Raw genomic sequence first — 21,294 nt, 5'->3', positions numbered from 1 at the left:
GAATTCCGGACTTTAACCGCCTGCCACCGCTCGCAGAGGGTCCCGCCGGAAAACTTCCCTCGGCCGAGGGAACCTGAGGTTCCCTTTGCCCACCTGCCCGTTACCCGCGACTCACCCGGTAGTGCGTCACCAGTCGCCGCGGGAGGACGAACTCGACGTGAACTTGCGCACCACGTAGATCAGGCCGCCGACGAGCGCGACGAAGACCAGCGCCTTGAAGAGCAGGCCGATCACCACGGTGAGCACACTGACTATCACCGTGCCGAACACGACCAGGGCGATGACCGGCACCGCGATCCACTTCACCCACCACGGCATCCCGTTGAAGATCTCTCGCATTGCCCTTGTCCTCGCCTCTCTTCGCCCGTCGTCCCAAGTCCGGGACTCCGATTCCGGGTTCTCCGACTGTCCTGTGTTCGATGCTAGGGCCCAGGAGGGGGGCTGCGGGCTTCTCGCACCCCTTGTCCTCCCCTGACCGTTCCCCTAGGGAACCCTGAGACCGGGGTCAGCTCTCCGGCGGAGAGAACATCACCAGCACCCGCAGGTCCTCGGTGATGTGGTGGAACTTGTGGGCGACGCCCGCGGGGACGTAGACGACGCTGCCGCGCGCCACCTGCGTGGTCTCCAGTCCGACCGTGATCGCGGCCCGGCCGCTCACCACGAAGTACACCTCGTCCTGCTGGTGGGGCTGCTGGGAGTCGCGCTCACCCGCGTCGAGGGCGTACAGGCCGACCGACATGTTCCGCTCGCGCAGGAACTGCAGATAGGCGCCGTCGTTGGCGGCGCGCTCCGCCTCCAGTTCGTCCAGCCGGAATGCCTTCATCGCCCTCGTCCGCTCCCATGCTCCACAGGCTGTGCACAGCCCTGCTCGCCAGTCGATCTCTTCTGCCACGATCAGACACATGAAGAATTTCGTAGTCAAGACGATCGCCAACGCCGGGGCCCTGGCCGTGGCCGTATGGGTACTCGACAAGATCACCCTGACAGGTGACAGCACCGGTAAGAAGGTCGGCACGCTGTTGCTCGTCGCACTGGTCTTCGGACTGGTGAACTTCCTGGTCAAGCCAGTGGTGAAGATTTTGACCTTCCCGCTGTTCATTCTCACACTCGGCCTGATCACCCTCGTGGTCAACGCCCTGATGCTGCTGCTCACCTCGTGGCTGGCCGACAAGCTGGATCTGAGCTTTCACGTCGAGGGCTTCTGGACGGCCGTCCTGGGCGGCCTGATCATCTCGGTGGTGTCCTGGGCGCTCAATGTGGTCCTCCCCGACGGCGACAACGACTGAGAGAGCCCTATGTCCTATCGCGTCTGCTTCGTCTGCACCGGCAACATCTGCCGCTCCCCCATGGCCGAGTCCGTCTTCCGTGCTCGCATAGAGGAGGCCGGACTCGACGGCGTGGTCGAGGTCGACAGCGCGGGCACGGGCGGCTGGCACGAGGGCGACGGCGCGGACTCCCGCGCCGTCGCCGTGCTGGAGGCGGGCGGCTACGGGAGTGACCACACGGCCCGCCGGTTCCGCGCCGCGTGGTTCTCCCGGCTCGACCTCGTCATCGCCCTCGACTCCGGCCATCTGCGGGACCTGCGCCGTCTCGCGCCCACTCCCGAGGACGCGGACAAGGTCCGCCTGCTGCGGTCGTACGATCCCGCGGCGGGCGACGATCCGGACGTCCCCGATCCGTATTACGGACGTCTGGACGATTTCGAGGAGTGTCTTGAGATGGTGGAGGCGGCGAGCCATGGACTGCTCGCCGCTGTTCAGCGGGAACTGGAGGGACGGGCGGCATGACGTCAGGGGATTTCGTCACCGGAAGCGGTGACGGCACACGCGCGGTACGGGCGGGGCTGCCCGAACCCGTCAAACACGAGCCGACCCTGCCGGGGCCGGTCTTCGCCGCGCACTTCCATCTGCCGGGCGATCCGACCGGCCCGTACACCTATGGCCGTGACGAGAACCCGACCTGGACGCTTCTGGAGCGTGCCATCGGCGAACTGGAGGCACCGGGGCGGGAGGGCGTGACCACGCTCGCCTTCCCCTCCGGGATGGCCGCCATCTCGGCGGTGCTCTTCTCGCAGCTGCGGGCCGGGGACGTAGCGGTCCTGCCCGACGACGGCTACCAGGTACTGCCGCTGGTGCGCGAGCAGCTCACCGCTTACGGCATCGAGGTGCGCACCGCGCCGACCGCCGGTGACGCGCAGCTCGACGTCCTCGACGGCGCGAAGCTGCTGTGGATCGAGACCCCCTCGAATCCGGGGCTCGACGTGTGCGACGTACGGCGGCTCGTCGAGGCGGCCCATGCTCAGGGCACCCTCGTCGCCGTCGACAACACCCTGGCCACCCCGCTCGGGCAGCGCCCGCTGGAACTGGGAGCCGACTTCTCGGTGGCCAGCGGGACCAAGATGCTCACCGGTCACGGCGACATCCTCCTGGGATACGTCACCGCGCTCGACGCCGGTCCGATGGCGCCCGTGCGGCGCTGGCGGAAGATCGTCGGGGCGATCCCCGGCCCCATGGAGGCCTGGCTGGCCCACCGCTCGCTGGCCACGCTCCAGTTGCGTGCCGACCGGCAGAACGCCAACGCCCTGGCCATCGCCGAGGCGCTGCGGGGCAGGTCCGAGGTGACGGGACTGCGGTATCCGGGTCTGCCCGGCGACCCCTCGCACAAGATCGCCTCGCAGCAGATGCGGCGCTTCGGCTGTGTGGTCTCCTTCACGCTGTCCACGCGCGCGCGTGCCGACCGGTTCCTCGACGCGCTGCGTCTGGTGGACGACGCGACGAGTTTCGGAGGGGTGCGGTCCACCGCCGAGCGGCGCGGCCGATGGGGCGGCGACGCGGTGCCGGAGGGCTTCATCCGCCTCTCGGCCGGCGCCGAGGACCCGGAGGACCTGGTGGCGGACGTACTCCGCGCACTCGACGAGTCCGCCGAGTGACCTCTTGCTGAGCGGTCGGTGAGTAGGCTGCACCCCGCTTCCGACCGTCCTCTCGGCACTCACTTCGCACGACAGACGGTCCGAGCCTCCCCCCTCGTGGCTCGGACCGTCCCGGTTCTTTGCGCTAAGAACCGCGCGAACAAGGCTAGTTGACTCTGCGTCAGTGTCCAATCACAGTAGCGACAGAGACCTATCGACATATTTATAGTTGGGGCCCGGTCAGGGTGCTGGGAGAGGAGGGGCACCATGGATTTGGCCCTGCTGCGGACGTTCGTGACCGTGCACCGGGCCGGTTCCTTCACTCGCGCCGCCGCGCTGCTCGGTCTCTCCCAGCCTGCCGTCACCTCGCAGATCCGTACCTTGGAGCGGCAGTTGGGGAGGCCGCTCTTTCTGCGTCAGGCCCGCGGGGTGACGCCCACGACGATCGGCGACGAGCTCGCGCACAAAGCCGCGCCTCATCTCGACGCCCTGGTGGAGATCGCCGAAGCGGGGCTCGACGAGGAATCGTCGCTGCGTACCCTGCATCTCGCCGGGCCGCCGGAGTTCACCGCCGAGCGGGCGCTGCCCGCCCTGACCGAGCTGACGGGTGACGACGGACAGGGGTTCGCGCTGCGCGCCTCGTTCGGCAACGCCGAGGAGACGTTGGAGGGGCTGGCCGCCGGACACCATGATCTAGCCATCACCACGGCCCGTCCGCGCGGCGCCCTGCTCACCGCGACCCCGCTCTGCGACGAGGAGCACGTCCTGGTGGCGGCTCCGCGCTGGGCCGCTCGCATCGGTCCCGGAAAGCTCCGCCGCAAGGGATCGCCGGTCCTGGACGACTTCCCCGTGGTCGAGGTCCACGAGTCACTGCCGCTCGTCGCCCGCTACTGGGCCTCTGTCTTCGACTCCCGGCCGACCGCCTCGGGCACGGTGGTCGTCCCCGACCTGCGCGCCGTGCTCGCCTGCGCCGCCACGGGCGCGGGACTGGCGGTGCTTCCGCGGTATCTGTGCGCCGAGGCCCTGGAGCGCGGAGACGTCGTGGCGCTCCTCGACCCGGTGGTGCCTCCCCTGCGTACGTACTTCCTGGTGGTCCGCACCGGCACGCTGGCGCTGCCGCACATCGCGCGGGCATACGAATGGCTGCTGCACGCCGCGGCGGACTGGACCTGAACACCGTCCCGGGCTACTTCCCGGGTACTCGTGGAGGCCTTCTCCGAGAACCCTCCTGGGGTCCTCGGGGCTCCGCGATGTTTCACGTGGAACCTGTCGGGCCACATTTCTCCCATGCCCGTCCGACCCGTGGTCAAGCGCACCGCCCGTGCCATCCTGCTCGATGGCGACGACCTGATTCTGATCAAACGCACCAAGCCTGGTGTCGATCCCTACTGGCTCACACCGGGTGGCGGGGTCGAACCGGAGGACACGACTGTCGTCGACGCACTTCACCGCGAGGTCCACGAGGAACTCGGCGCCAAGGTCACCGATGTGGTGCCCTGCTTCGTCGACACCGTCGAGCACATCGGCGATGACGGCGGCGCCACTGGCGTGAAAGTGCAGCACTTCTTCGTCTGCCACCTGGAGTCCATGGATCCGGCCCTGCGACACGGCCCCGAGATGGACGAGCCCTGCGGCGAGTACGAGATCGTCCGGGTGCCCTTCACCCGGGTCGGCATCGCCTCCGTCCACCTCGTCCCGCTGTCCCTGCGCCACTATCTCGACGGGAACATCGAAGGCGTACGGGCCATGCACGCGCCCGATCTGGGCTGACGCCCCGCAGTCGCACGGCTCTCGCGCTCGCCCCGGCAGTGTGAGCCTTGATCAGTCCCCGGCCCCGACGAGCTCCTCGACCGAGTCGTGCCGGATGCGGTCCGACGGGATGCCGGCGTCCCTCAGCACGTCCATCCCGCTGCGGATCATGCCCGGTGGCCCGGAGAGATAGGCGTCGTACTCGTTCCACGGCCCGTACTCCCGCACGGCGTCGGGCAGGTGGAGATGGGCCTGGTGGTCGACGACCGGACGGACGGCGAGCCATGGATGGCTCTGCTGAAGCCGCAGCATCGTGTCGATGTCGTACAGGTCGTGATCGGTGCGCGCACCGTAGAAGACCTCGACCGGGCGCCGCTCTCCGTGCTCGGCGACATCCTCGACCAGTGCCTTGATGGGGGCGATGCCGGTGCCGCCGCCCAGACAGAGCAGCCCGCTGTCGCTGCTGTGGTCGACGGTCATCGATCCGGCCGGCGGCCCAAGACGGATGATGTCGCCGGGACGGGCGCGGTGCACCAGGGCATTGGACACCCACCCCGCCGCAACCGCCTTGACGTGGAAGGACAGCAGTCCGTCGGACCGGGGCGCGGAGGCGAACGAGTAGTGGCGCCAGATCCGGGGCCACCACGGCGTCTCCAGGCTCGTGTACTGCCCGGCGAGGAAAGGATACGGCTGGTCGGGTCGGACGGTGAGGACGGCGACGTCAGGGGTCCTGAGATCGTGCGCGACCACCTCGGCGTACCACCAGGCGGGGGCACGCAGCTCGTCCGAGGACGCCGCGTCGATCATGACCTGGGAGATGGTCGTGTACGCGCGCACCCAGGCCGCCTCGGTGTCGGCCTCCCAGATCGCCGAGGCGAACCGGCTGAGCGAACCGATGAGGCACTCGCCGACGGCCGGATAGTGCTCGGGCCGGGTGCCGTACTTACGGTGACCGCGACCGAGGTTCTGCAGATAGTCGACGAGAACCGGGGTGTTGTCGATGTGCTCGGCGGCGGTGAGCAGTGCCTTGAGCAGCCGGTCCCGCTGGGTGTCCATCGCGGCGGGGAACAGCGACCGAAGATCCGGGTGCCGTACGAAAAGCAGCGCGTAGAAGTACGAGGTGACCTTGTCGGCGACAGGGCCGACCTCGGCCATGGTCCGACGGATGAGCACGGCGTCAGGGGACGGTTCCGCGACCGCGGCGGGCCTTCCCGCGGGCACCGACGGACGGATCGGTCCCGATGGCGAGCGGACGGGGGTCCGGTGCGCGGAGGAATCCGAAGGAGGCATGGTCCGCGGTTCCGGCATCGTCGGTGCCTGGATCGTCGGTGTTCGGAAGGGCGGTGCCTGGAAGGGCGGAACAGCGTCCTGGACGGCCTCGGGCCCTTCCTGGGGCGCGGCCCTGCGCACCGCGTCGTCAAGAGCGGATATTCGCGTCTGCGCGCCCGTCTCCTCGCCCACCGGACGCCCAGGCCTCACGGGGCTTCCTTCCGCCGTCCCGGCCTCCGTGGAGCGGCCCACGGGGCGCAACGCGGCCAGCCGGCTGGCCCCTTCGGTCTCCCGCTCTCTGTCGGCGGGCATCGGTACCGGTTCCTGGCGCGGCGTGAACCAGCCGCTCCCGCCATTTCCTCCGGACGTGCCGTTGTCGGCCGACGTGGTGGTCGGAGCGTCCATACTGTGCCTCGCCTCGAACATCTTTCGGTCGGTCTATGCACTTCCGCGTTCGGGAAATGCCTACTTTCCCCCGTAGACGGCTTGCTCCCCTGCCCCGTTCAGTCCCCTGACCCATACGGCCACATTCAATCCAGGCTTCCGCTCAGCGCGGACAAGTAAGGCGAGAATGTGACATTGACCGCATCGCCCTCACGGCAGCATCCCACTCCGCGTCAACGCCTGTCCGCATAACGGAAAATTCGGGTCTGGATCTCTCCGTCCCGTTACGCTGCATTGGCCTGCGTTCACGCCCCACGACATGCCCGCACATCAAGGTGACGCGAACCGGAGTCGACCATACCGGCAGTCGCCCCACTGACAAGTCCACTCTTCCTTCGAAGTGATCGAACGAGGGACTGCCCATCAAATGCCTTGATTACAGGGCCGGTCGGACCAATTCATAGGCCTCCCACAGGCTCCGACCCATGTAGGAGTGCGTGGCGATGCCGGCCAGGCGCCGGTCCGCGTTGATGGCCACGGACACCGGCACGGTCTCGAACAGGTCCTTGTCCGAGAGCGAGTCGCCGTAGGCGACGCAGTCGGCCCGTCTCACCCCGAACTCTTCACAGAGCCGGTTCGCGATCTGCACCTTCGCCGCGGCGCTGAGAATGCCCGCGAGATCAACGGGCTCGGCGAAAGGCAGGGCCGGGAAGCGCGAGCCGTATGCCGCGTGCGCGCCCCACCTCGTCAGCCGCTCGACGAAGAAGGAAGGCGAGAGCGAGACGACGGCGCAGTAGTCCCCGTTGCCTCTGATCTCGGCCCAGACGTCTTCGATACCCGACAACCAGGGCGCTTGTTCGAAGGCCGCAGCCACATGCGCGTCCGTGAGTTGCGCCCACAAGGCGTACACCTGAGTGGCGTATTCCGGCGGGCCGATGCGTCCTGCCGAGATTGCTTGCTCGATCGCGATGGTTTCGGCCTCCAGACCGATCTGCCGCGAGATCTCCAGAGGCGCGGAACTCCCGTACAACAGCGTTCCGTCGAGGTCGAAGAGATGAAGGCGTGCCATACGAGCCGAGGCTAGTGCCATGAGTGGTCGTCGCTGTTTCACGTGAAACGGCTGTACGTGCCCGCCACTGAGGGCACAGCATGGCCAAAAGCGCATGCGTCCCCGGGCAAACAGGTGGACGTCAGGGGGATGTGTCGGACAGCCTGACCTGCGTGCCGACACCTTCTCCCCTTGCTCTGCCCATCCGTCGTCTGACGCTCCGCGATCTCACCGCGTGCGCCGACCTGTCCGAGGACCGGGGGTGGGCCCGCGAAGAACACAAATGGGGTCTGCTTCTGACAGCGGGGAAGGGATACGGCGTCGACGCCCCGGATGGCGGCCTCGTCACCGCGTGCGTCGTGACCGAGTACGGAACGCCTGGCCGGCCCGAACTCGGGGCGATCGGAATGGTGCTGGTGGCGAAGCGCTACGCCCGCCAAGGCATCGGCCGACGGCTGATGCGGCATGTCGTGGCGGAGATGGGCCCCACCCCACTGACCTTGCACGCGACCCCTTATGGGCAGCCGCTCTACGAGGAACTCGGCTTCAAGGTCACGGGTCGCGCCGAGATGGTCAGTGGACACTTCGTCCCCCGCGGGCCGGAACCCGAGATCTCCACACGGTCGGCCGGCGCCGAGGATCTCGCCGGGATCCTCGGACTCGACGCGGAGGTCTTCGGCCTCGACCGCACGCATGTGATCACGCGCCTGCCCGCCTTCTCCGACCAACTGCGCGTGGCCGAGGAGAACGGCCGGATCATCGGTTACGCGGCCGCCTGGCCCAACATGGACACCCATGTCGTGGGTCCCCTGATCGCCCGCGACACGGAGACCGCGAAAGCACTCGTCATCTCGCTGGCCGCCCGCACCGACCGTCAGCTGCGCACGGACATCGACGTGCGGCACCAGGAGTTGCTGTCCTGGGTGAAGGAGTCCGGCCTGGAATCCGTCGGCTTCAATGCCGTGATGACGTACGGGATCCCGGAGCTGCCCGGCGACTGGACGCGGCGCTTCGCCCCGCTGACGGTAGCGGCGGGCTGAAGGACCGCCCGACCCGGTTCTCCCCAGCACGGAAGTGCCGTCCCCGGCATCTGTTGGGGACGGCACTTCCGCGCTGGAGGAGATCAGACGAGAGCGTCCAAAGCGGCGACGGCGAAGCCGTGGTCCTGCTCCGGCGCTCCGCCGCCGACACCGATGGCCCCGATCAGGCGTCCGTCACGGTGCACGGGCACACCGCCCGCGATGAACAGCAACGGGCGGTCGAGCGCGGTGGGGAGTGTATGGAACGGGCCGCCGGGCTGGACCGCGTCGACGAGGTCGGCGGTGGCGGAGTCCAGCTGGAGGGCGGTGTACGCCTTGCGGGTGCTGGTCTCACCGGAGATCAGGACGGCCCGGTCGTCTCGCCGGAAGGCGAGCAGATGACCGCCCGCGTCGAGGACGGTGACGCTGACCGTGACTCCGGAGGCCTCGGCTGCCTGACGGGCCGCGGAGAGGAGAACCTCGGCGTCCTGGATGCTCAGCGGGGCGACAGCGGTGGCAGTGGTGCTCATGAAGGGTCTTCTCCTTGTGGGGCTGTACTCGGCCGGGGGACCGGGTCGGTCGTCGCGGGGGCCGTCTGACGGTCGGGTAGGTGCGTGGGCGAGCCGGTGGGCTCAGTGGTGGACAGCGGTCCGCTGCTCGACGGACACACCTTCGGTGACGACGGTGCCCGGGGCCTCGGCCCGGCGCTCCAGAGCGGCCGAGAGAACCGCGAGGACCAGGGCGCCCGCGGCCAGCGCGGCGCCGACCCAGTTGGGAGCCGTGTAGCCCAGCCCCCCTGCGATGACGATTCCGCCGAGCCAGGCCGAGAGGGCGTTGCCGAGGTTGAAGGCGCCGATGTTCACGGCCGAGGCGAGCGTGGGGGCGCCGTGTGCCTGGTCGAGGACGCGCTTCTGGAGCGGTGGCACGGTCGCGAACCCCAGCGCGCCGATCAGGGCGATCGTGACCGCCGCGAGGATCTTGTTGTGGGCCGTCACGGTGAACAGTGCGAGGACGACGGCCAGTCCGCCCAGGGAGGTGTACAGCATCGGCATCAACGCCCGGTCGGCGAACCTGCCGCCGATGAGGTTCCCGCCGACCATGCCGAGGCCGAAGAGGACCAGCAGCCAGGTGACGGAACTGTCGGCGAAACCGGTCACATGGGTCATCATCGGCGCGATGTAGGTGATGGCCGCGAAGACGCCGCCGAAGCCGAGCACGGTCATCGCCATGGCCAACAGGACCTGGACGTTCTTGAAGGCGGCGAGTTCATGGCGGAGGTGGACGCCTTCGGGCTTCGGCATCTCGGGGACCAGCTTGGCGACGCCCAGCAGACCGATCACGCCGAGTGCGGCCACACCCGCGAAGGTGACCCGCCAGCCCGCCGACTGACCGACCAGCGTGCCCAGGGGGACACCCACGACATTGGCGATGGTGAGCCCGCTGAACATCATGGCGATCGCGCCGGCCTTCCTTTCGGGCGCGACCAGTTCGGCGGCGACGACCGATCCGATGCCGAAGAACGCGCCGTGGGCGAGCGATGCCACGACCCGGCCCACCAGCATCAGTCCGAAGTCCGGCGCCACGGCGGAGAGCAGGTTGCCGAGGACGAAGAGCCCCATCAGCAGCATCAGCATCCGCTTGCGGGACACCTTCGTGCCGAGTGCGGTCATGATCGGGGCGCCGATCACGACGCCGAGGGCGTAGCCGGTCACCAGGAGTCCGGCGGTGGGGATGGAGACACCGAAATCGCCGGCGACCTCAGGCAGCACGCCCATGATCACGAACTCGGTGGTTCCGATTCCGAAGGCCCCGATCGCGAGGGCCAGAAGCGCGAGAGGCATGGGGGAATACACCTTCCCAAACGATTGCAGGAGCACGTTGCGTGCGTTCACAATAATTGCAGGCGCGGGTTAAATGCAAGCGCGGACTATTGTGCCTGTGCCCTACTCTGGTGTCAGCCGCTCCGGGACGGAGGAACAACACGCCATGACTGCCACGGACCCCGCACTCACCGCCCTCGCACAAGGGTGGTGCGCCCTCTCCCTGCTGCACGGGAGGATCGAGGCCCACATCGAACGCGCCCTGCAGGCCGGGCACGACCTGAGCGTGCGGGAGTACTCCCTGCTCGATGTGCTCAGCCGACAGCACGACGGCGAGGGCGGTCATCTGCAGATGAAGCAGGTCGCGGACGCGGTCGTGCTCAGCCAGAGCGCCACCACCCGACTCGTCACCCGACTCGAGGACCGCGGGCTACTGTCCCGCTACCTCTGCCCGACCGACCGCCGCGGCATCTACACGAACGTCAGCGAGGCGGGCTTCAAGCTGCTCGACGAGGCACGGCCCACCAATGACGCCGCCCTTCGCGAGGCGCTCGACGAAGCGGCCGAGAACCCGGCGCTGGCACCGCTCGTCCGTGCCGTGGAGTCGGCGAGCGTGCCCGCATAGGCCCTGCAGAGATGGGTTTCCACCGCTGTATAGGCTGCGGTCATGGGAGATCTTGAGATCCGGCCGGCCGTCGCGGGTGACGTTCCCGCCATCGTCGCGATGCTCGCCGACGATGCGCTCGGGGCCCAGCGGGAGTCGCCGGACGATCTGGCCCCCTACCTGGCCGCGCTGGAACGGCTCAACGGGGATCCGAACCAGCACCTGGTCGTCGCCGTTCGCGCCGGACAGGTCGTCGGCACCCTGCAACTCACCGTCATCCCCGGACTGTCCCGCAGAGGCTCGACCCGCGCCCTCATCGAAGGAGTGCGAGTGCGTACCGACGAGCGCGGCAGCGGCCTTGGCACCCGGATCATCGAGTGGGCGGTCGATGAATCCCGTCGCCAGGAATGCCGGTTGGTCGAGCTGACCTCCGACGCGAGTCGCACCGACGCCCACCGCTTCTACGAGCGGCTCGGCTTCACCGCCTCGCACGTGGGTTTCAAACTGGCGCTCTGAGCGCACCCGACCGCAACTGCCCGGTGATCCCCATCTACGCCAAGGTGCCCTGTTTCACGTGAAACAGGACACCTCTCAGCGCATCGACGCCTACGCGATGCCGCGCCAGCCCTCGGGGTCCACCCCACCGGGCACAGGAGCGCTCTGGTCGTACGGCTGACGCGTGAAGACGAACGACCCGAGGTCCAGGTGACTCAGGGACCCGTCGGGGCGCCGTACGGCCCTCAGCAGCTCCCCCGTGTAGTAGCCGTCGAGTCCCGTCCAGGTTCCCTCGTCGTTCGGCCTGAAGCGTGAACGGCGGCCGGCACCTGCCAGCGGGCCCATCTCGATCACGCCGTCGGCGGTGAGACGCAGCGCACACCCCTGAGTACCCCAGTACCAGGGTCCCGCCAACTCCAGTACGGATGGATCGATCTCAGTTGCCGGACGCCAGGGTTCGGGGATCCGCGGCTCGGCCTCGGCGACGATACGTACGAGATCGGCTGCCACCGCCAGCGGTTGCGGGCCGGAGGTGCAGTTGGTCAGGACCACGGCCGACACGTCGTCCCGTACACCGATGACGAGGGCCGCCATGAAGCCCGGCAGGGACCCTGAGTGGCCCGCGAGAATCCGGCCCGACCGGTGCACCACCTGCAGTCCCAGACCGTAGGTGTCGCCCGCCGCCAGTTCCTCGGCCTCCAGAGGAGCCGCGGGCGTCCGCATCTCCCGGAGGGACTCCGCGCTGAGCACCCGGTCGTCCCCCTCCACCAGGAAGACCGCGAAGCGCGCCAGGTCGTCCGTGGTGGACCACAGTTGCCCGGCGGGGGCCATCCGGCCGAGATCCTCCGCGGGCTCCGGCATCATGACGTCCGCCCACGGGTGCACGGCCCAGCCCCCCGCGTGGGGCGCCTGCGGCAGCCCACTCGTGCGGTGCAGGCCCAGGGGCTCGAGAACCTCGCGTCGCAGAACCTCCTCCCAGGCAGCCCCGCGCACTTCCTCGACCAGAGCGCCGAGCAGGGTGTAGCCCGGGTTCGAGTAGTGATGAAGCCGCCCGACCGGATGGAGGAAGGGCTGCTCGCCGAGGACATCGGCCAGCTCGGGCCGCAAGGAGGCGGGGCTACGTTCCCACCAGGGGCCGGGTGTCTCGGCCGCCAGACCGGCGGTGTGCGCGAGGAGTTGGGCGATGGTCGCCTCCCCCGCACCCGTTCCCGGCAGATGCTTCTCCAGTGGGTCGCCCAGATCCAGCAGCCCTTCGTCGCGCAGCCGCAGCACCAGCACGGCTGTGAAGGTCTTGGTGATCGAGCCGATCCGGTACTGCACGTTCTCGTCCGGTCCGTGCCCGTCCACCGAGGTCCGCGATCCGTGCCACACCGTCTGCCCACCCCGGACCACCGCGGCGACCAGCGACGGTGCCCGTCCATCGGCCTGAGCGGCGGCGATGCGGTGCGACAGAGACCGGCGTGTGGCGGGAAGCAGCTCTTCCTGAGGTGTTGTCATCCCCCCAGTCCACCCGGACCGGCGCCACACGTCGAGTCCATTTCTCCGGACGCCGGCAGGTGTCCTCCACCGCTGCCCCGAGCACCGGATCAGGTCTGTGCCATGTCCACGAAGCGGGAGTAGTGGCCCTGGAAGGCCACCGTGATCGTGGCCGTCGGGCCGTTACGGTGCTTGCCGACGATGATGTCCGCCTCGCCCGCCCGCGGTGACTCCTTCTCGTACGCGTCCTCGCGGTGCAACAGGATCACCATGTCCGCGTCCTGCTCGATCGAGCCGGATTCACGCAGGTCGGAGACCATGGGCTTCTTGTCCGTGCGCTGCTCGGGGCCACGGTTGAGCTGCGACAGCGCGATCACCGGCAGCTCCAGCTCCTTGGCCAGCAGCTTCAGGTTTCGCGACATGTCGGAGACCTCCTGTTGCCGGCTCTCGGACCGCTTGCCGCCCGACTGCATCAGCTGCAGATAGTCGATCACGACGAGCTTCAGGTCGCTGCGCTGCTTGAGGCGGCGGCACTTGGCGCGGATCTCCATCATCGACAGGTTCGGAGAGTCGTCGATGTAGAGCGGCGCTGCCGAGACGTCCGGCATCCGGCGCGCGAGCCGGGTCCAGTCCTCGTCGGTCATCGTGCCGGACCGCATGTGGTGCAGTGCCACGCGTGCCTCGGCGGAGAGCAGACGCATCGCGATCTCGTTGCGCCCCATTTCGAGGGAGAAGATCACGCTGGGCATGTTGTGCTTGATGGAGCAGGTCCGTGCGAAGTCCAGCGCAAGCGTCGACTTACCCATGGCGGGACGGGCCGCGATGATGATCATCTGACCTGGATGCAGCCCGTTGGTGAGCGAGTCGAGGTCGGTGAAGCCGGTCGGCACACCGGTCATCTCCCCCGACCGCGAACCGATCGCCTCGATCTCGTCGAGGGCACCCTCCATGATGTCGCCGAGCGGCAGATAGTCCTCGGTGGTGCGCTGCTCGGTGACCGCGTAGATCTCGGCCTGGGCGCTGTTGACGATCTCGTCGACGTCGCCGTCGGCCGCGTATCCCATCTGCGTGATGCGCGTGCCGGCCTCGACCAGGCGGCGCAGCACCGCGCGCTCGTGGACGATCTCCGCGTAGTACTCGGCGTTGGCCGCGGTCGGGACCGTCTGGACGAGGGTGTGAAGGTAGGACGCGCCGCCGACCTTGGTGATCTCGCCCCGTTTGGTGAGCTCGGCCGCGACCGTGATCGGGTCGGCCGGCTCGCCCTTGGCGTACAGGTCGAGGATCGCCGTGTAGATCGTCTCGTGGGCGGGCCGGTAGAAGTCGTGGCCCTTGATGACCTCGACGACATCGGCGATCGCGTCCTTGGACAGGAGCATGCCACCGAGGACGGACTGTTCGGCGTCCAGATCCTGGGGCGGCACGCGCTCGAAGGCCGAGCCTCCGCCTTCCCACGGCCCGTTGTCCCGGTCGCGGTCATGCTGCTCGTCACGGGCGCGCCCGGTGTCACGGCGCTGACGGGAAGCGGGCAGACGATCACTGGGACCGCTGTCGGCCCACGGGTCGTCCAAGGGCTCGGAAATACTCACCGAGCCACCTCCTCCCGTCCGCCGAGCGGACCTAGCCGTGCCCAATATTTCTACGGCACGGCACTGACAAATAAGGGGCCCAACTCCGGTTCCGACGCGTCGGTTTTGCGAGGATTCCGAGGGCGGAGGAGAGAGCGGGCGCCGCACTACGTTAGGCCCGCGGGCACCGTCAGCCAATCTGGTTATCCACAGGCCATGTGGACGACGGCCCAGATGCTGTGGAGAACCCCGCAAAACCTGTGCACGACCCGGTGGACAGGCCTGTGAACAAGCCCTCAGCGCGGACTCATCAACCCCTCTGACCTGGCCTTTAACCGTCCACTGGCTGTGTAGAAGAAAAACTTTCCCGGCCAGACCAAGATCCCTTCAAACGGTGCGCGCCGACACGCCCGGCAGCCAGGTCAGTAAGGGTCACGGAACCTTTGCATCTCTTACCTGTGGAAGATTAGATTGGTGCCCATGACACAGGCTCCCCCGGCGCCCAGAGCCGCCCGACGCCGGCACGATCGAGAGATCGTCGCGCTCGCCGTTCCCGCCTTCGGCGCACTCGTGGCCGAGCCTCTTTTCGTGATGGCGGACAGCGCCATCGTCGGCCATCTCGGCACCGCGCAACTGGCCGGTCTCGGTATCGCCTCAGCCCTCCTCGTGACGGCCGTCAGCGTCTTCGTCTTCCTCGCTTACGCCACCACCGCCGCCGTTGCCCGGCGGGTCGGCGCGGGTGATCTGCGAGCCGCGATCCGCCAGGGCATGGACGGCATCTGGCTCGCGCTGCTGCTCGGCACCGTCGTCATCGTCACCGTCCTGCCCACGGCCCCCGCCCTGGTGGAACTCTTCGGCGCCTCACCGACCGCGGCCCCGTACGCGACGACCTATCTGCGCATCTCCTCACTCGGCATCCCCGCGATGCTCATCGTCCTCGCATCCACCGGCGTCCTGCGAGGATTGCAGGATACGAGGACTCCGCTCTATGTCGCCGTCGCCGGCTTCGTGGCCAACGCCGTGCTCAACGCCGGGCTCGTCTACGGCGCCGGACTGGGTATCGCGGGCTCCGCCTGGGGAACCGTCATCGCCCAGTTCGGCATGGGCGCGGCCTACCTGTTCGTGGTCGTCCGGGGAGCCCGGCGGCACGGGGCCTCACTAAGACCGGACGCCGCCGGCATCCGGGCCTGCGCCCAGGCCGGTGCCCCCCTGCTGGTTCGGACGTTGTCCCTGCGGGCGATCCTCATGATCGCTACTGCCGTAGCGGCCCGTCTCGGGGACGCGGACATCGCCGCCCACCAGATCATCATGAGCCTGTGGAGCCTGCTCGCCTTCGCGCTCGACGCGATCGCCATCGCCGGGCAGGCCATCATCGGACGCTACCTCGGTGCGAACGACGCTCAGGGCGCCCGCGAGGCGTGCCGCCGCATGGTCCAGTGGGGCGTCGCCTCCGGCATCGTCCTCGGCCTGCTGGTCTTCGCCGCCCGGCCGCTGTTCCTCCCCCTGTTCACCAGCGATCCAGCCGTCCAGCACACCGCGCTCCCCGCACTGGTTCTGGTGGCCGTCTCGCAACCCATCAGCGGAATCGTCTTCGTCCTGGACGGGGTCCTCATGGGCGCGGGCGACGGACCGTATCTGGCGTGGGCCATGCTGCTGATCCTCGCGGTCTTCGCACCCGTCGCACTGCTGGTGCCCGCGTTCGGCGGTGGGCTCACGGCACTGTGGGGAGCGATGACCCTGATGATGGCGCTGAGAATGCTCACCCTCTGGGCACGTTCCCGTTCGGGACTCTGGATCGTCACGGGCGCCACACGCTGATCGAGCGAGCGGTCACTTCGAAGGCACGCATGCGTGTACCCGTCCGGCCCGCCGCCCGTTTCACGTGAAACGGGCGGCACACGAAGCCTGCGTTTCACGTGAAACACCTGATTCCGGGGAAGCCTCTCGTTTCACGTGAAACGAAGAAGGGCCGGACCCCAAGGGGGTACGGCCCTTCTCTCGGCTATGCCGAGCGCTGCACTCAGGCAGCGACGACCTCGATGTTGACCTTTGCGGCAACTTCGGGGTGCAGACGCACGGACGTCTCGTGGGCGCCCAGGGTCTTGATGGGCGAGCCCAGCTCGATGCGGCGCTTGTCGACCTCGGGGCCACCGGAAGCCTTGATCGCCGAAGCGACGTCGGCCGGGGTGACGGAGCCGAAGAGACGACCGGCGTCGCCGGAGCGAACGGCCAGACGGACCCTGACGCCCTCGAGGCGGGCCTTGATCTCGTTGGCCTGCTCGATGGTCGCGATCTCGTGGATCTTGCGAGCACGACGGATCTGCTCGACGTCCTTCTCGCCGCCCTTGGTCCAGCGGATCGCAAAGTTCCGCGGGATCAGGTAGTTGCGAGCGTAGCCGTCCTTGACGTCGACGACGTCGCCCGCGGCACCGAGGCCGGAGACCTCGTGGGTGAGGATGATCTTCATGTTTCGGTCACCCTTCCCTTATCGCGCAGTGGAGGTGTAGGGCAGCAGCGCCATCTCACGGCTGTTCTTCACGGCCGTGGCGACGTCACGCTGGTGCTGCGTGCAGTTGCCGGTCACGCGGCGGGCACGGATCTTGCCGCGGTCGGAAATGAACTTCCGCAGCATGTTCGTGTCCTTGTAGTCCACGTACGTGACCTTGTCCTTGCAGAAAGCGCAGACCTTCTTCTTAGGCTTGCGCACAGGCGGCTTCGCCATGGTGTTTCTCCTGTGTGATCAAGAAGTGGGGGTACGGCCCACCCTCGGCCCGATGGCCTAGAAGGGGGGCTCGTCCGAGTAGCCGCCGCCGGAACCGCCGGAACCGCCGGAGTTTCCGCCCCAGCCGCCACCGCCACCGCCGCCGCCCTGGCTGCCACCACCGGCGGGAGTGCCGGTCGCCCAGGGATCGTCCGCGGGGGCACCGCCGCCCTGCTGGCCGCCGCCGGAGCTTCCGCCCCAGCCGCCGCCCTGCTGGCCGCCGCCGCCCTGCTGGCCGCCGTAGCCACCCTGACCGCCTCGGCCGGTGGTCTTGGTGACCTTGGCCGTGGCGTTCTTCAGGCTGGCGCCGACTTCCTCCACGTCCAGTTCGTAGACCGTGCGCTTGACGCCCTCACGGTCCTCGTAGGACCGCTGCTTCAGCCGGCCCTGCACGATGACGCGCATGCCTCGCTGGAGCGACTCGGCGACGTTCTCCGCCGCCTGACGCCAGACCGAGCAGGTCAGGAACAGGCTCTCGCCGTCCTTCCACTCGTTGGTCTGACGGTCGAAGGTGCGGGGGGTGGACGCGACACGGAACTTCGCGACCGCCGCACCGGAAGGGGTGAAGCGCAGCTCGGGGTCGTCTACAAGATTGCCGACGACCGTGATGACGGTCTCGCCTGCCATGGGGGAACCTCTCGGCGGGTTTGCTGCTGGCTGCTGGTGCTGCTACTCGATGCCCGAGATCAGCTGAGCTGGAGAGCTCAGTGGGTCTCGGGACGGAGGACCTTGGTCCGGAGGACCGACTCGTTCAGGTTCATCTGGCGGTCGAGCTCCTTGACGACCGCAGGCTCGGCCTGCAGGTCGATGACCGAGTAGATGCCCTCGGGCTTCTTCTTGATCTCGTACGAGAGACGACGACGGCCCCAGGTGTCGACCTTCTCGACCTTTCCATTGCCCTCACGGACGACGGAGAGGAAGTTCTCGATCAGGGGGGCGACAGCGCGCTCCTCCAGATCGGGGTCGAGGATGACCATCACTTCGTAGTGACGCATGTGGAACCCACCTCCTTTGGACTCAACGGCCACGGTCGTTCCGTGGCAGGAGGGTTGTGATGCGTACGCAACGGTATCGGCCGCCACTGACAATCGGGCTCCGTTCGATATACCGAGTGATCGGCGGGATCGAAGGGAGTCCTTGTCGTGACTTGGCCGCGGCCTGGGCAGACACCGGTGCAGAGGGTACAGAGTACCTGCATACCTGCTTCGGGTTGAAATCCGGCCGGGGTCACCGTCAATCTGTACACATCGGGTGTGTATGGCGCTACGATGCGCCGCCTTCCGCAGGAGGTGCCCTATGGCACAGACAGTGCGAACCAACACCGCCGGATCCCTGCTCGCCACCGACCACAAGCCCCACCCGCTCCAGGACACCCTGCTCGCCGTGACCCTGGTGCTCGGAGTGACGGCGTTCATCACGGCACAGTTCGACAGCCTGCACCTGATCAGCTCCTGGACGGGACTGATCGGCATCTTCACCGGCGCGAGCGGACAGTTCGTCTCGGAGACGACCAGGCAGCGCTTCGGGTTGATCCTGGGGCTCGGCGCCTCAGCGGTCGGCTTCTTCCTGGGCATGGCCCACGGCGGCCTCTTCGGCGGCATCATCGGCTGAGGGGGCGGAGCGACGGGGCGGCCCCGGACCCACTCCGCGGGCCGCCGCACGGTCCCGACTGGTGACACAACACCCCATATCGTCCCGACCGGGCATCGGTCGGGACGCAGGTTCCATACGGCCAGACGGGGCGCTCGCAGGGCGCAGTAGGCTTCGGCGCGAGAGCCGGAGCCCTTGTACCCATGGGGACACACCAGCCCGAGGAGCGCCCCGAATGACCCTGACCCTGAGGACCATCAGCCGAGAGCAGCATCTGGCGTACATCCAGAGCCTGCCCTCGGCCAGCCACATGCAGGTCCCGGCCTGGGCCGACGTGAAGGCCGAATGGCGCTCGGAGAGCCTGGGCTGGTTCGACGGCAGGAGCGGCCAGATGGTGGGCGCCGGGCTGGTGCTGTACCGCCAGCTGCCCAAGATCAAGCGCTATCTCGCCTATCTGCCCGAGGGCCCGGTCATCAACTGGTACGCGCCGAACCTCGACGAGTGGCTGCAGCCGATGCTCGCGCATCTGAAGCAGCAGGGCGCCTTCTCCGTGAAGATGGGTCCGCCGGTGATCATCCGGCGCTGGGAGGCCACCTCCATCAAGGGCGGCATCCAGAACCCGGACGTGAAGCGTCTGCGCGACATCGAGGCCGACTTCATCGAGCCGCGCGCTTTCGAGGTGGCCGACAAGCTGCGCCGCATGGGCTGGCAGCAGGGCGAGGACGGCGGCGCCGGCTTCGGCGACGTACAGCCCCGCTACGTCTTCCAGGTGCCGCTGGCCAACCGCTCCCTGGAAGAGGTCCACAAGAACTTCAACCAGCTGTGGCGCCGCAACATCAAGAAAGCCGAGAAGGAGGGCGTCGAGGTCGTCCAGGGCGGCTACCACGACCTCGAGGAGTGGCAGCGGCTGTACGAGATCACGGCGCTCCGCGACCACTTCCGACCTCGACCGCTGTCGTACTTCCAGCGCATGTGGACGGCCCTCAACACCGAGGACCCCAACCGGATGCGGCTCTACTTCGCCCGGCGCGGCGGCGTGAACCTGTCGGCGGCGACGATGCTGGTGGTCGGCGGACACGTCTGGTACTCGTACGGCGCCTCGGACAACATCGGCCGTGAGTTCCGTCCCTCCAACGCGATGCAGTGGCGGATGCTGCGTGACTCGTACGCCCTGGGTGCGACGGTGTACGACCTGCGCGGCATCTCCGACTCGCTGGACGAGACCGACCACCTCTTCGGTCTGATCCAGTTCAAGGTGGGCACGGGCGGCCAGGCGGCCGAGTACCTCGGAGAGTGGGACTTCCCGCTCAACAAGCTGCTGCACAAGGCGCTCGACATCTACATGTCCCGCCGCTGAGGGCACGCCGCCGAGCCGGCGCGAACAGCATGCCGAGCCGCTGATCCGGCCCGGTGTCGGTCCGTCGGTCCGGCGCATCAGCGACAATTTCCTTCCATACCTCTGATACACCGCAGCCACGAGAAAGGTTCCGGGACCGGCCATGGCGCTCACGCTCTACGTCGACACCGCGCGCTGGCGGGCACACCACAAGCAGGTGTCCGAGCAGTTCCCGGGGCTCGTCCCCGTCTGCAAGGGCAACGGCTACGGATTCGGCCACGAACGGCTCGCGGACGAGGCCACCCGCCTCGGCTCCGACATCCTCGCCGTCGGCACCACGTACGAAGCCGCCCGGATCAAGGACTGGTTCGGCGGCGACCTGCTGGTTCTGACGCCGTTCAGGCGGGGCGAGGAGCCCGTACCGCTGCCCGACCGTGTCATCCGCTCGGTGTCGTCCATCGACGGCGTGTACGGCCTCGTGGGCGCCCGTGTCGTCATCGAGGTGATGTCCTCGATGAAGCGGCACGGTGTCAGCGAGCAGGATCTGCCGCATCTGCACTCCGCCATCGAGAACGTGCGGCTGGAGGGCTTCGCCATCCACCTGCCGCTGGACCGTACCGACGGCTCGGACGCCGTCGAGGAGGTCATCGGCTGGATGGACCGCCTGCGTGCGGCCCGCCTGCCGCTGCACACGATGTTCGTCAGCCATCTGAAGGCCCAGGAACTCGCGCGGCTGCAGCAGCAGTTCCCGCAGACCCGGTTCCGCGCCCGTATCGGCACGCGGCTGTGGCTGGGCGACCACGAGGCGACCGAGTACCGCGGGGCCGTCCTGGACGTCACGTCCGTCGCCAAGGGCGACCGTTTCGGCTACCGGCAGCAGAAGGCGGCCTCGGACGGCTGGCTCGTCGTCGTGGCGGGCGGTACGTCGCACGGGGTGGGGCTGGAGGCCCCGAAGGCGCTGCACGGCGTCATGCCGCGCGCCAAGGGCGTCGCCCGGGCCGGTCTGGCGACGGTCAACCGGAACCTCTCCCCGTTCGTCTGGGCGGGCAAACAGCGCTGGTTCGCCGAGCCTCCGCACATGCAGGTCTCGATCCTCTTCGTGCCCTCCGACGCCACGGAGCCGCGGGTGGGCGACGAGCTGGTGGCCCATCTGCGCCACACGACCACGCAGTTCGACCGCGTCGTCGAGCGCTGACGCCGGGCCGCCGCCCCCCTCACCGGAACCGGCTGGGCAGCGGAGCAGCGAGCAACCGAAAGGCCGTACACGATC

24 protein-coding genes are annotated in these 21,294 nt (G+C 68.2%); 12 read left to right on the top strand and 12 right to left on the bottom strand.

Annotated features, from left to right (window positions below; translation table 11 throughout):
- Nucleotides 1–126: 126 nt before the first annotated feature.
- Together ABZV34_RS10800 and ABZV34_RS10795 are read right to left on the bottom strand one after the other, a co-directional pair.
- Nucleotides 127–339, bottom strand: a complete 213-nt coding sequence (locus ABZV34_RS10800; protein WP_148009254.1) for a DUF5326 family protein — start codon at nt 337–339, stop codon at nt 127–129.
- Between the two features lie 166 nt (nt 340–505).
- Nucleotides 506–823, bottom strand: coding sequence for a cupin domain-containing protein (locus ABZV34_RS10795; RefSeq protein WP_356273399.1), 318 nt, complete (start codon nt 821–823; stop codon nt 506–508).
- Between the two features lie 79 nt (nt 824–902).
- Here ABZV34_RS10795 and ABZV34_RS10790 point away from each other — a divergent pair, with 79 nt between their 5' ends.
- The 5 genes from ABZV34_RS10790 to ABZV34_RS10770 all read left to right on the top strand — a co-directional run bounded on the left by ABZV34_RS10790 (nt 903) and on the right by ABZV34_RS10770 (nt 4,678).
- A complete protein-coding gene (locus ABZV34_RS10790; protein ID WP_356273397.1) occupies nt 903–1,286 on the top strand; it encodes a phage holin family protein in 384 nt (127 codons plus the stop codon).
- A gap of 9 nt (nt 1,287–1,295) precedes the next feature.
- Nucleotides 1,296–1,787, top strand: a complete 492-nt coding sequence (locus tag ABZV34_RS10785) for a low molecular weight protein-tyrosine-phosphatase (protein WP_356273395.1) — start codon at nt 1,296–1,298, stop codon at nt 1,785–1,787.
- The gene (locus ABZV34_RS10780) at nt 1,784–2,929 is read left to right on the top strand and encodes a cystathionine gamma-lyase (protein ID WP_356273393.1); all 1,146 of its coding nucleotides are present in this window, start codon (nt 1,784–1,786) and stop codon (nt 2,927–2,929) included. The genes ABZV34_RS10785 and ABZV34_RS10780 overlap by 4 nt, the downstream gene beginning before the upstream one ends.
- A 246-nt stretch (nt 2,930–3,175) precedes the next feature.
- Complete coding sequence (locus ABZV34_RS10775) at nt 3,176–4,081, top strand: LysR family transcriptional regulator (protein ID WP_356273391.1); 906 nt, start codon at nt 3,176–3,178, stop codon at nt 4,079–4,081.
- Nucleotides 4,082–4,195: 114 nt separating this feature from the next.
- Nucleotides 4,196–4,678: an NUDIX hydrolase gene (locus tag ABZV34_RS10770; RefSeq protein ID WP_356273389.1), complete on the top strand. Its 483-nt coding sequence runs from the start codon at nt 4,196–4,198 to the stop codon at nt 4,676–4,678.
- A 51-nt stretch (nt 4,679–4,729) separates the two neighbouring features.
- Here the strand turns inward: ABZV34_RS10770 and ABZV34_RS10765 are convergent, their stop codons facing one another.
- The gene (locus ABZV34_RS10765; protein WP_356273387.1) at nt 4,730–6,352 is read right to left on the bottom strand and encodes a globin domain-containing protein; all 1,623 of its coding nucleotides are present in this window, start codon (nt 6,350–6,352) and stop codon (nt 4,730–4,732) included.
- Between the two features lie 394 nt (nt 6,353–6,746).
- Nucleotides 6,747–7,379 (bottom strand): HAD-IB family phosphatase, encoded by a 633-nt coding sequence (locus tag ABZV34_RS10760; RefSeq protein WP_356273385.1) that lies wholly within the window; start codon nt 7,377–7,379, stop codon nt 6,747–6,749.
- A 152-nt stretch (nt 7,380–7,531) separates the two neighbouring features.
- Here ABZV34_RS10760 and ABZV34_RS10755 point away from each other — a divergent pair, with 152 nt between their 5' ends.
- Nucleotides 7,532–8,398, top strand: a complete 867-nt coding sequence (locus tag ABZV34_RS10755; RefSeq protein WP_356273383.1) for a GNAT family N-acetyltransferase — start codon at nt 7,532–7,534, stop codon at nt 8,396–8,398.
- 83 nt (nt 8,399–8,481) lie between these two features.
- Here ABZV34_RS10755 and ABZV34_RS10750 read toward each other — a convergent pair whose 3' ends face one another.
- Both ABZV34_RS10750 and ABZV34_RS10745 read right to left on the bottom strand, forming a co-directional pair.
- The gene (locus ABZV34_RS10750) at nt 8,482–8,907 is read right to left on the bottom strand and encodes a heme-binding protein (RefSeq protein ID WP_356273381.1); all 426 of its coding nucleotides are present in this window, start codon (nt 8,905–8,907) and stop codon (nt 8,482–8,484) included.
- 102 nt (nt 8,908–9,009) lie between these two features.
- On the bottom strand, nt 9,010–10,218 hold the full coding sequence (locus ABZV34_RS10745) for an MFS transporter (RefSeq protein ID WP_356273379.1): 1,209 nt from the start codon (nt 10,216–10,218) through the stop codon (nt 9,010–9,012).
- 145 nt (nt 10,219–10,363) lie between these two features.
- Between ABZV34_RS10745 and ABZV34_RS10740 the strand changes: the two genes are divergently transcribed.
- Nucleotides 10,364–10,822 (top strand): MarR family transcriptional regulator, encoded by a 459-nt coding sequence (locus ABZV34_RS10740; protein ID WP_356273377.1) that lies wholly within the window; start codon nt 10,364–10,366, stop codon nt 10,820–10,822.
- A gap of 42 nt (nt 10,823–10,864) precedes the next feature.
- On the top strand, nt 10,865–11,317 hold the full coding sequence (locus ABZV34_RS10735; RefSeq protein ID WP_356273375.1) for a GNAT family N-acetyltransferase: 453 nt from the start codon (nt 10,865–10,867) through the stop codon (nt 11,315–11,317).
- 90 nt (nt 11,318–11,407) lie between these two features.
- Here the strand turns inward: ABZV34_RS10735 and ABZV34_RS10730 are convergent, their stop codons facing one another.
- Both ABZV34_RS10730 and dnaB read right to left on the bottom strand, forming a co-directional pair.
- Entirely contained in the window at nt 11,408–12,793 is a 1,386-nt protein-coding gene (locus tag ABZV34_RS10730; protein WP_356273373.1) for a serine hydrolase domain-containing protein, read from the bottom strand.
- Nucleotides 12,794–12,882: 89 nt separating this feature from the next.
- Complete coding sequence (gene dnaB, locus ABZV34_RS10725; RefSeq protein WP_356273371.1) at nt 12,883–14,358, bottom strand: replicative DNA helicase; 1,476 nt, start codon at nt 14,356–14,358, stop codon at nt 12,883–12,885.
- 459 nt (nt 14,359–14,817) lie between these two features.
- Here dnaB and ABZV34_RS10720 point away from each other — a divergent pair, with 459 nt between their 5' ends.
- Nucleotides 14,818–16,155 carry an MATE family efflux transporter gene (locus ABZV34_RS10720; protein ID WP_356273369.1) on the top strand — a complete coding sequence of 446 codons (1,338 nt, stop codon included), beginning with the start codon at nt 14,818–14,820 and terminating at the stop codon, nt 16,153–16,155.
- 202 nt (nt 16,156–16,357) lie between these two features.
- Here the strand turns inward: ABZV34_RS10720 and rplI are convergent, their stop codons facing one another.
- The 4 genes from rplI to rpsF all read right to left on the bottom strand — a co-directional run bounded on the left by rplI (nt 16,358) and on the right by rpsF (nt 18,093).
- Entirely contained in the window at nt 16,358–16,804 is a 447-nt protein-coding gene (gene rplI, locus ABZV34_RS10715) for a 50S ribosomal protein L9 (RefSeq protein WP_356273367.1), read from the bottom strand.
- A gap of 18 nt (nt 16,805–16,822) precedes the next feature.
- Complete coding sequence (gene rpsR, locus ABZV34_RS10710) at nt 16,823–17,059, bottom strand: 30S ribosomal protein S18 (RefSeq protein ID WP_003949403.1); 237 nt, start codon at nt 17,057–17,059, stop codon at nt 16,823–16,825.
- Nucleotides 17,060–17,116: 57 nt separating this feature from the next.
- Nucleotides 17,117–17,725 carry a single-stranded DNA-binding protein gene (locus ABZV34_RS10705; RefSeq protein ID WP_356273365.1) on the bottom strand — a complete coding sequence of 203 codons (609 nt, stop codon included), beginning with the start codon at nt 17,723–17,725 and terminating at the stop codon, nt 17,117–17,119.
- Nucleotides 17,726–17,802: 77 nt separating this feature from the next.
- Complete coding sequence (gene rpsF / locus ABZV34_RS10700) at nt 17,803–18,093, bottom strand: 30S ribosomal protein S6 (RefSeq protein ID WP_005482942.1); 291 nt, start codon at nt 18,091–18,093, stop codon at nt 17,803–17,805.
- Between the two features lie 301 nt (nt 18,094–18,394).
- Here rpsF and ABZV34_RS10695 point away from each other — a divergent pair, with 301 nt between their 5' ends.
- The 3 genes from ABZV34_RS10695 (at nt 18,395) to ABZV34_RS10685 (ending at nt 21,219) form a co-directional block, all read left to right on the top strand.
- Complete coding sequence (locus ABZV34_RS10695) at nt 18,395–18,709, top strand: hypothetical protein (RefSeq protein ID WP_356273363.1); 315 nt, start codon at nt 18,395–18,397, stop codon at nt 18,707–18,709.
- Nucleotides 18,710–18,923: 214 nt separating this feature from the next.
- Nucleotides 18,924–20,045, top strand: a complete 1,122-nt coding sequence (locus ABZV34_RS10690; RefSeq protein WP_356273361.1) for a peptidoglycan bridge formation glycyltransferase FemA/FemB family protein — start codon at nt 18,924–18,926, stop codon at nt 20,043–20,045.
- 142 nt (nt 20,046–20,187) lie between these two features.
- Nucleotides 20,188–21,219 carry an alanine racemase gene (locus ABZV34_RS10685; protein ID WP_356273359.1) on the top strand — a complete coding sequence of 344 codons (1,032 nt, stop codon included), beginning with the start codon at nt 20,188–20,190 and terminating at the stop codon, nt 21,217–21,219.
- Nucleotides 21,220–21,294: the final 75 nt, after the last annotated feature.

The sequence above is a fragment of the Streptomyces sp. NPDC005195 genome, assembly GCF_040608315.1.
GTDB classification, from domain to species: domain Bacteria; phylum Actinomycetota; class Actinomycetes; order Streptomycetales; family Streptomycetaceae; genus Streptomyces; species Streptomyces kaempferi.
The sequence above is the reverse complement of the archived record's forward strand: the minus strand, read 5'-3'. Positions and strand labels throughout refer to the sequence as shown.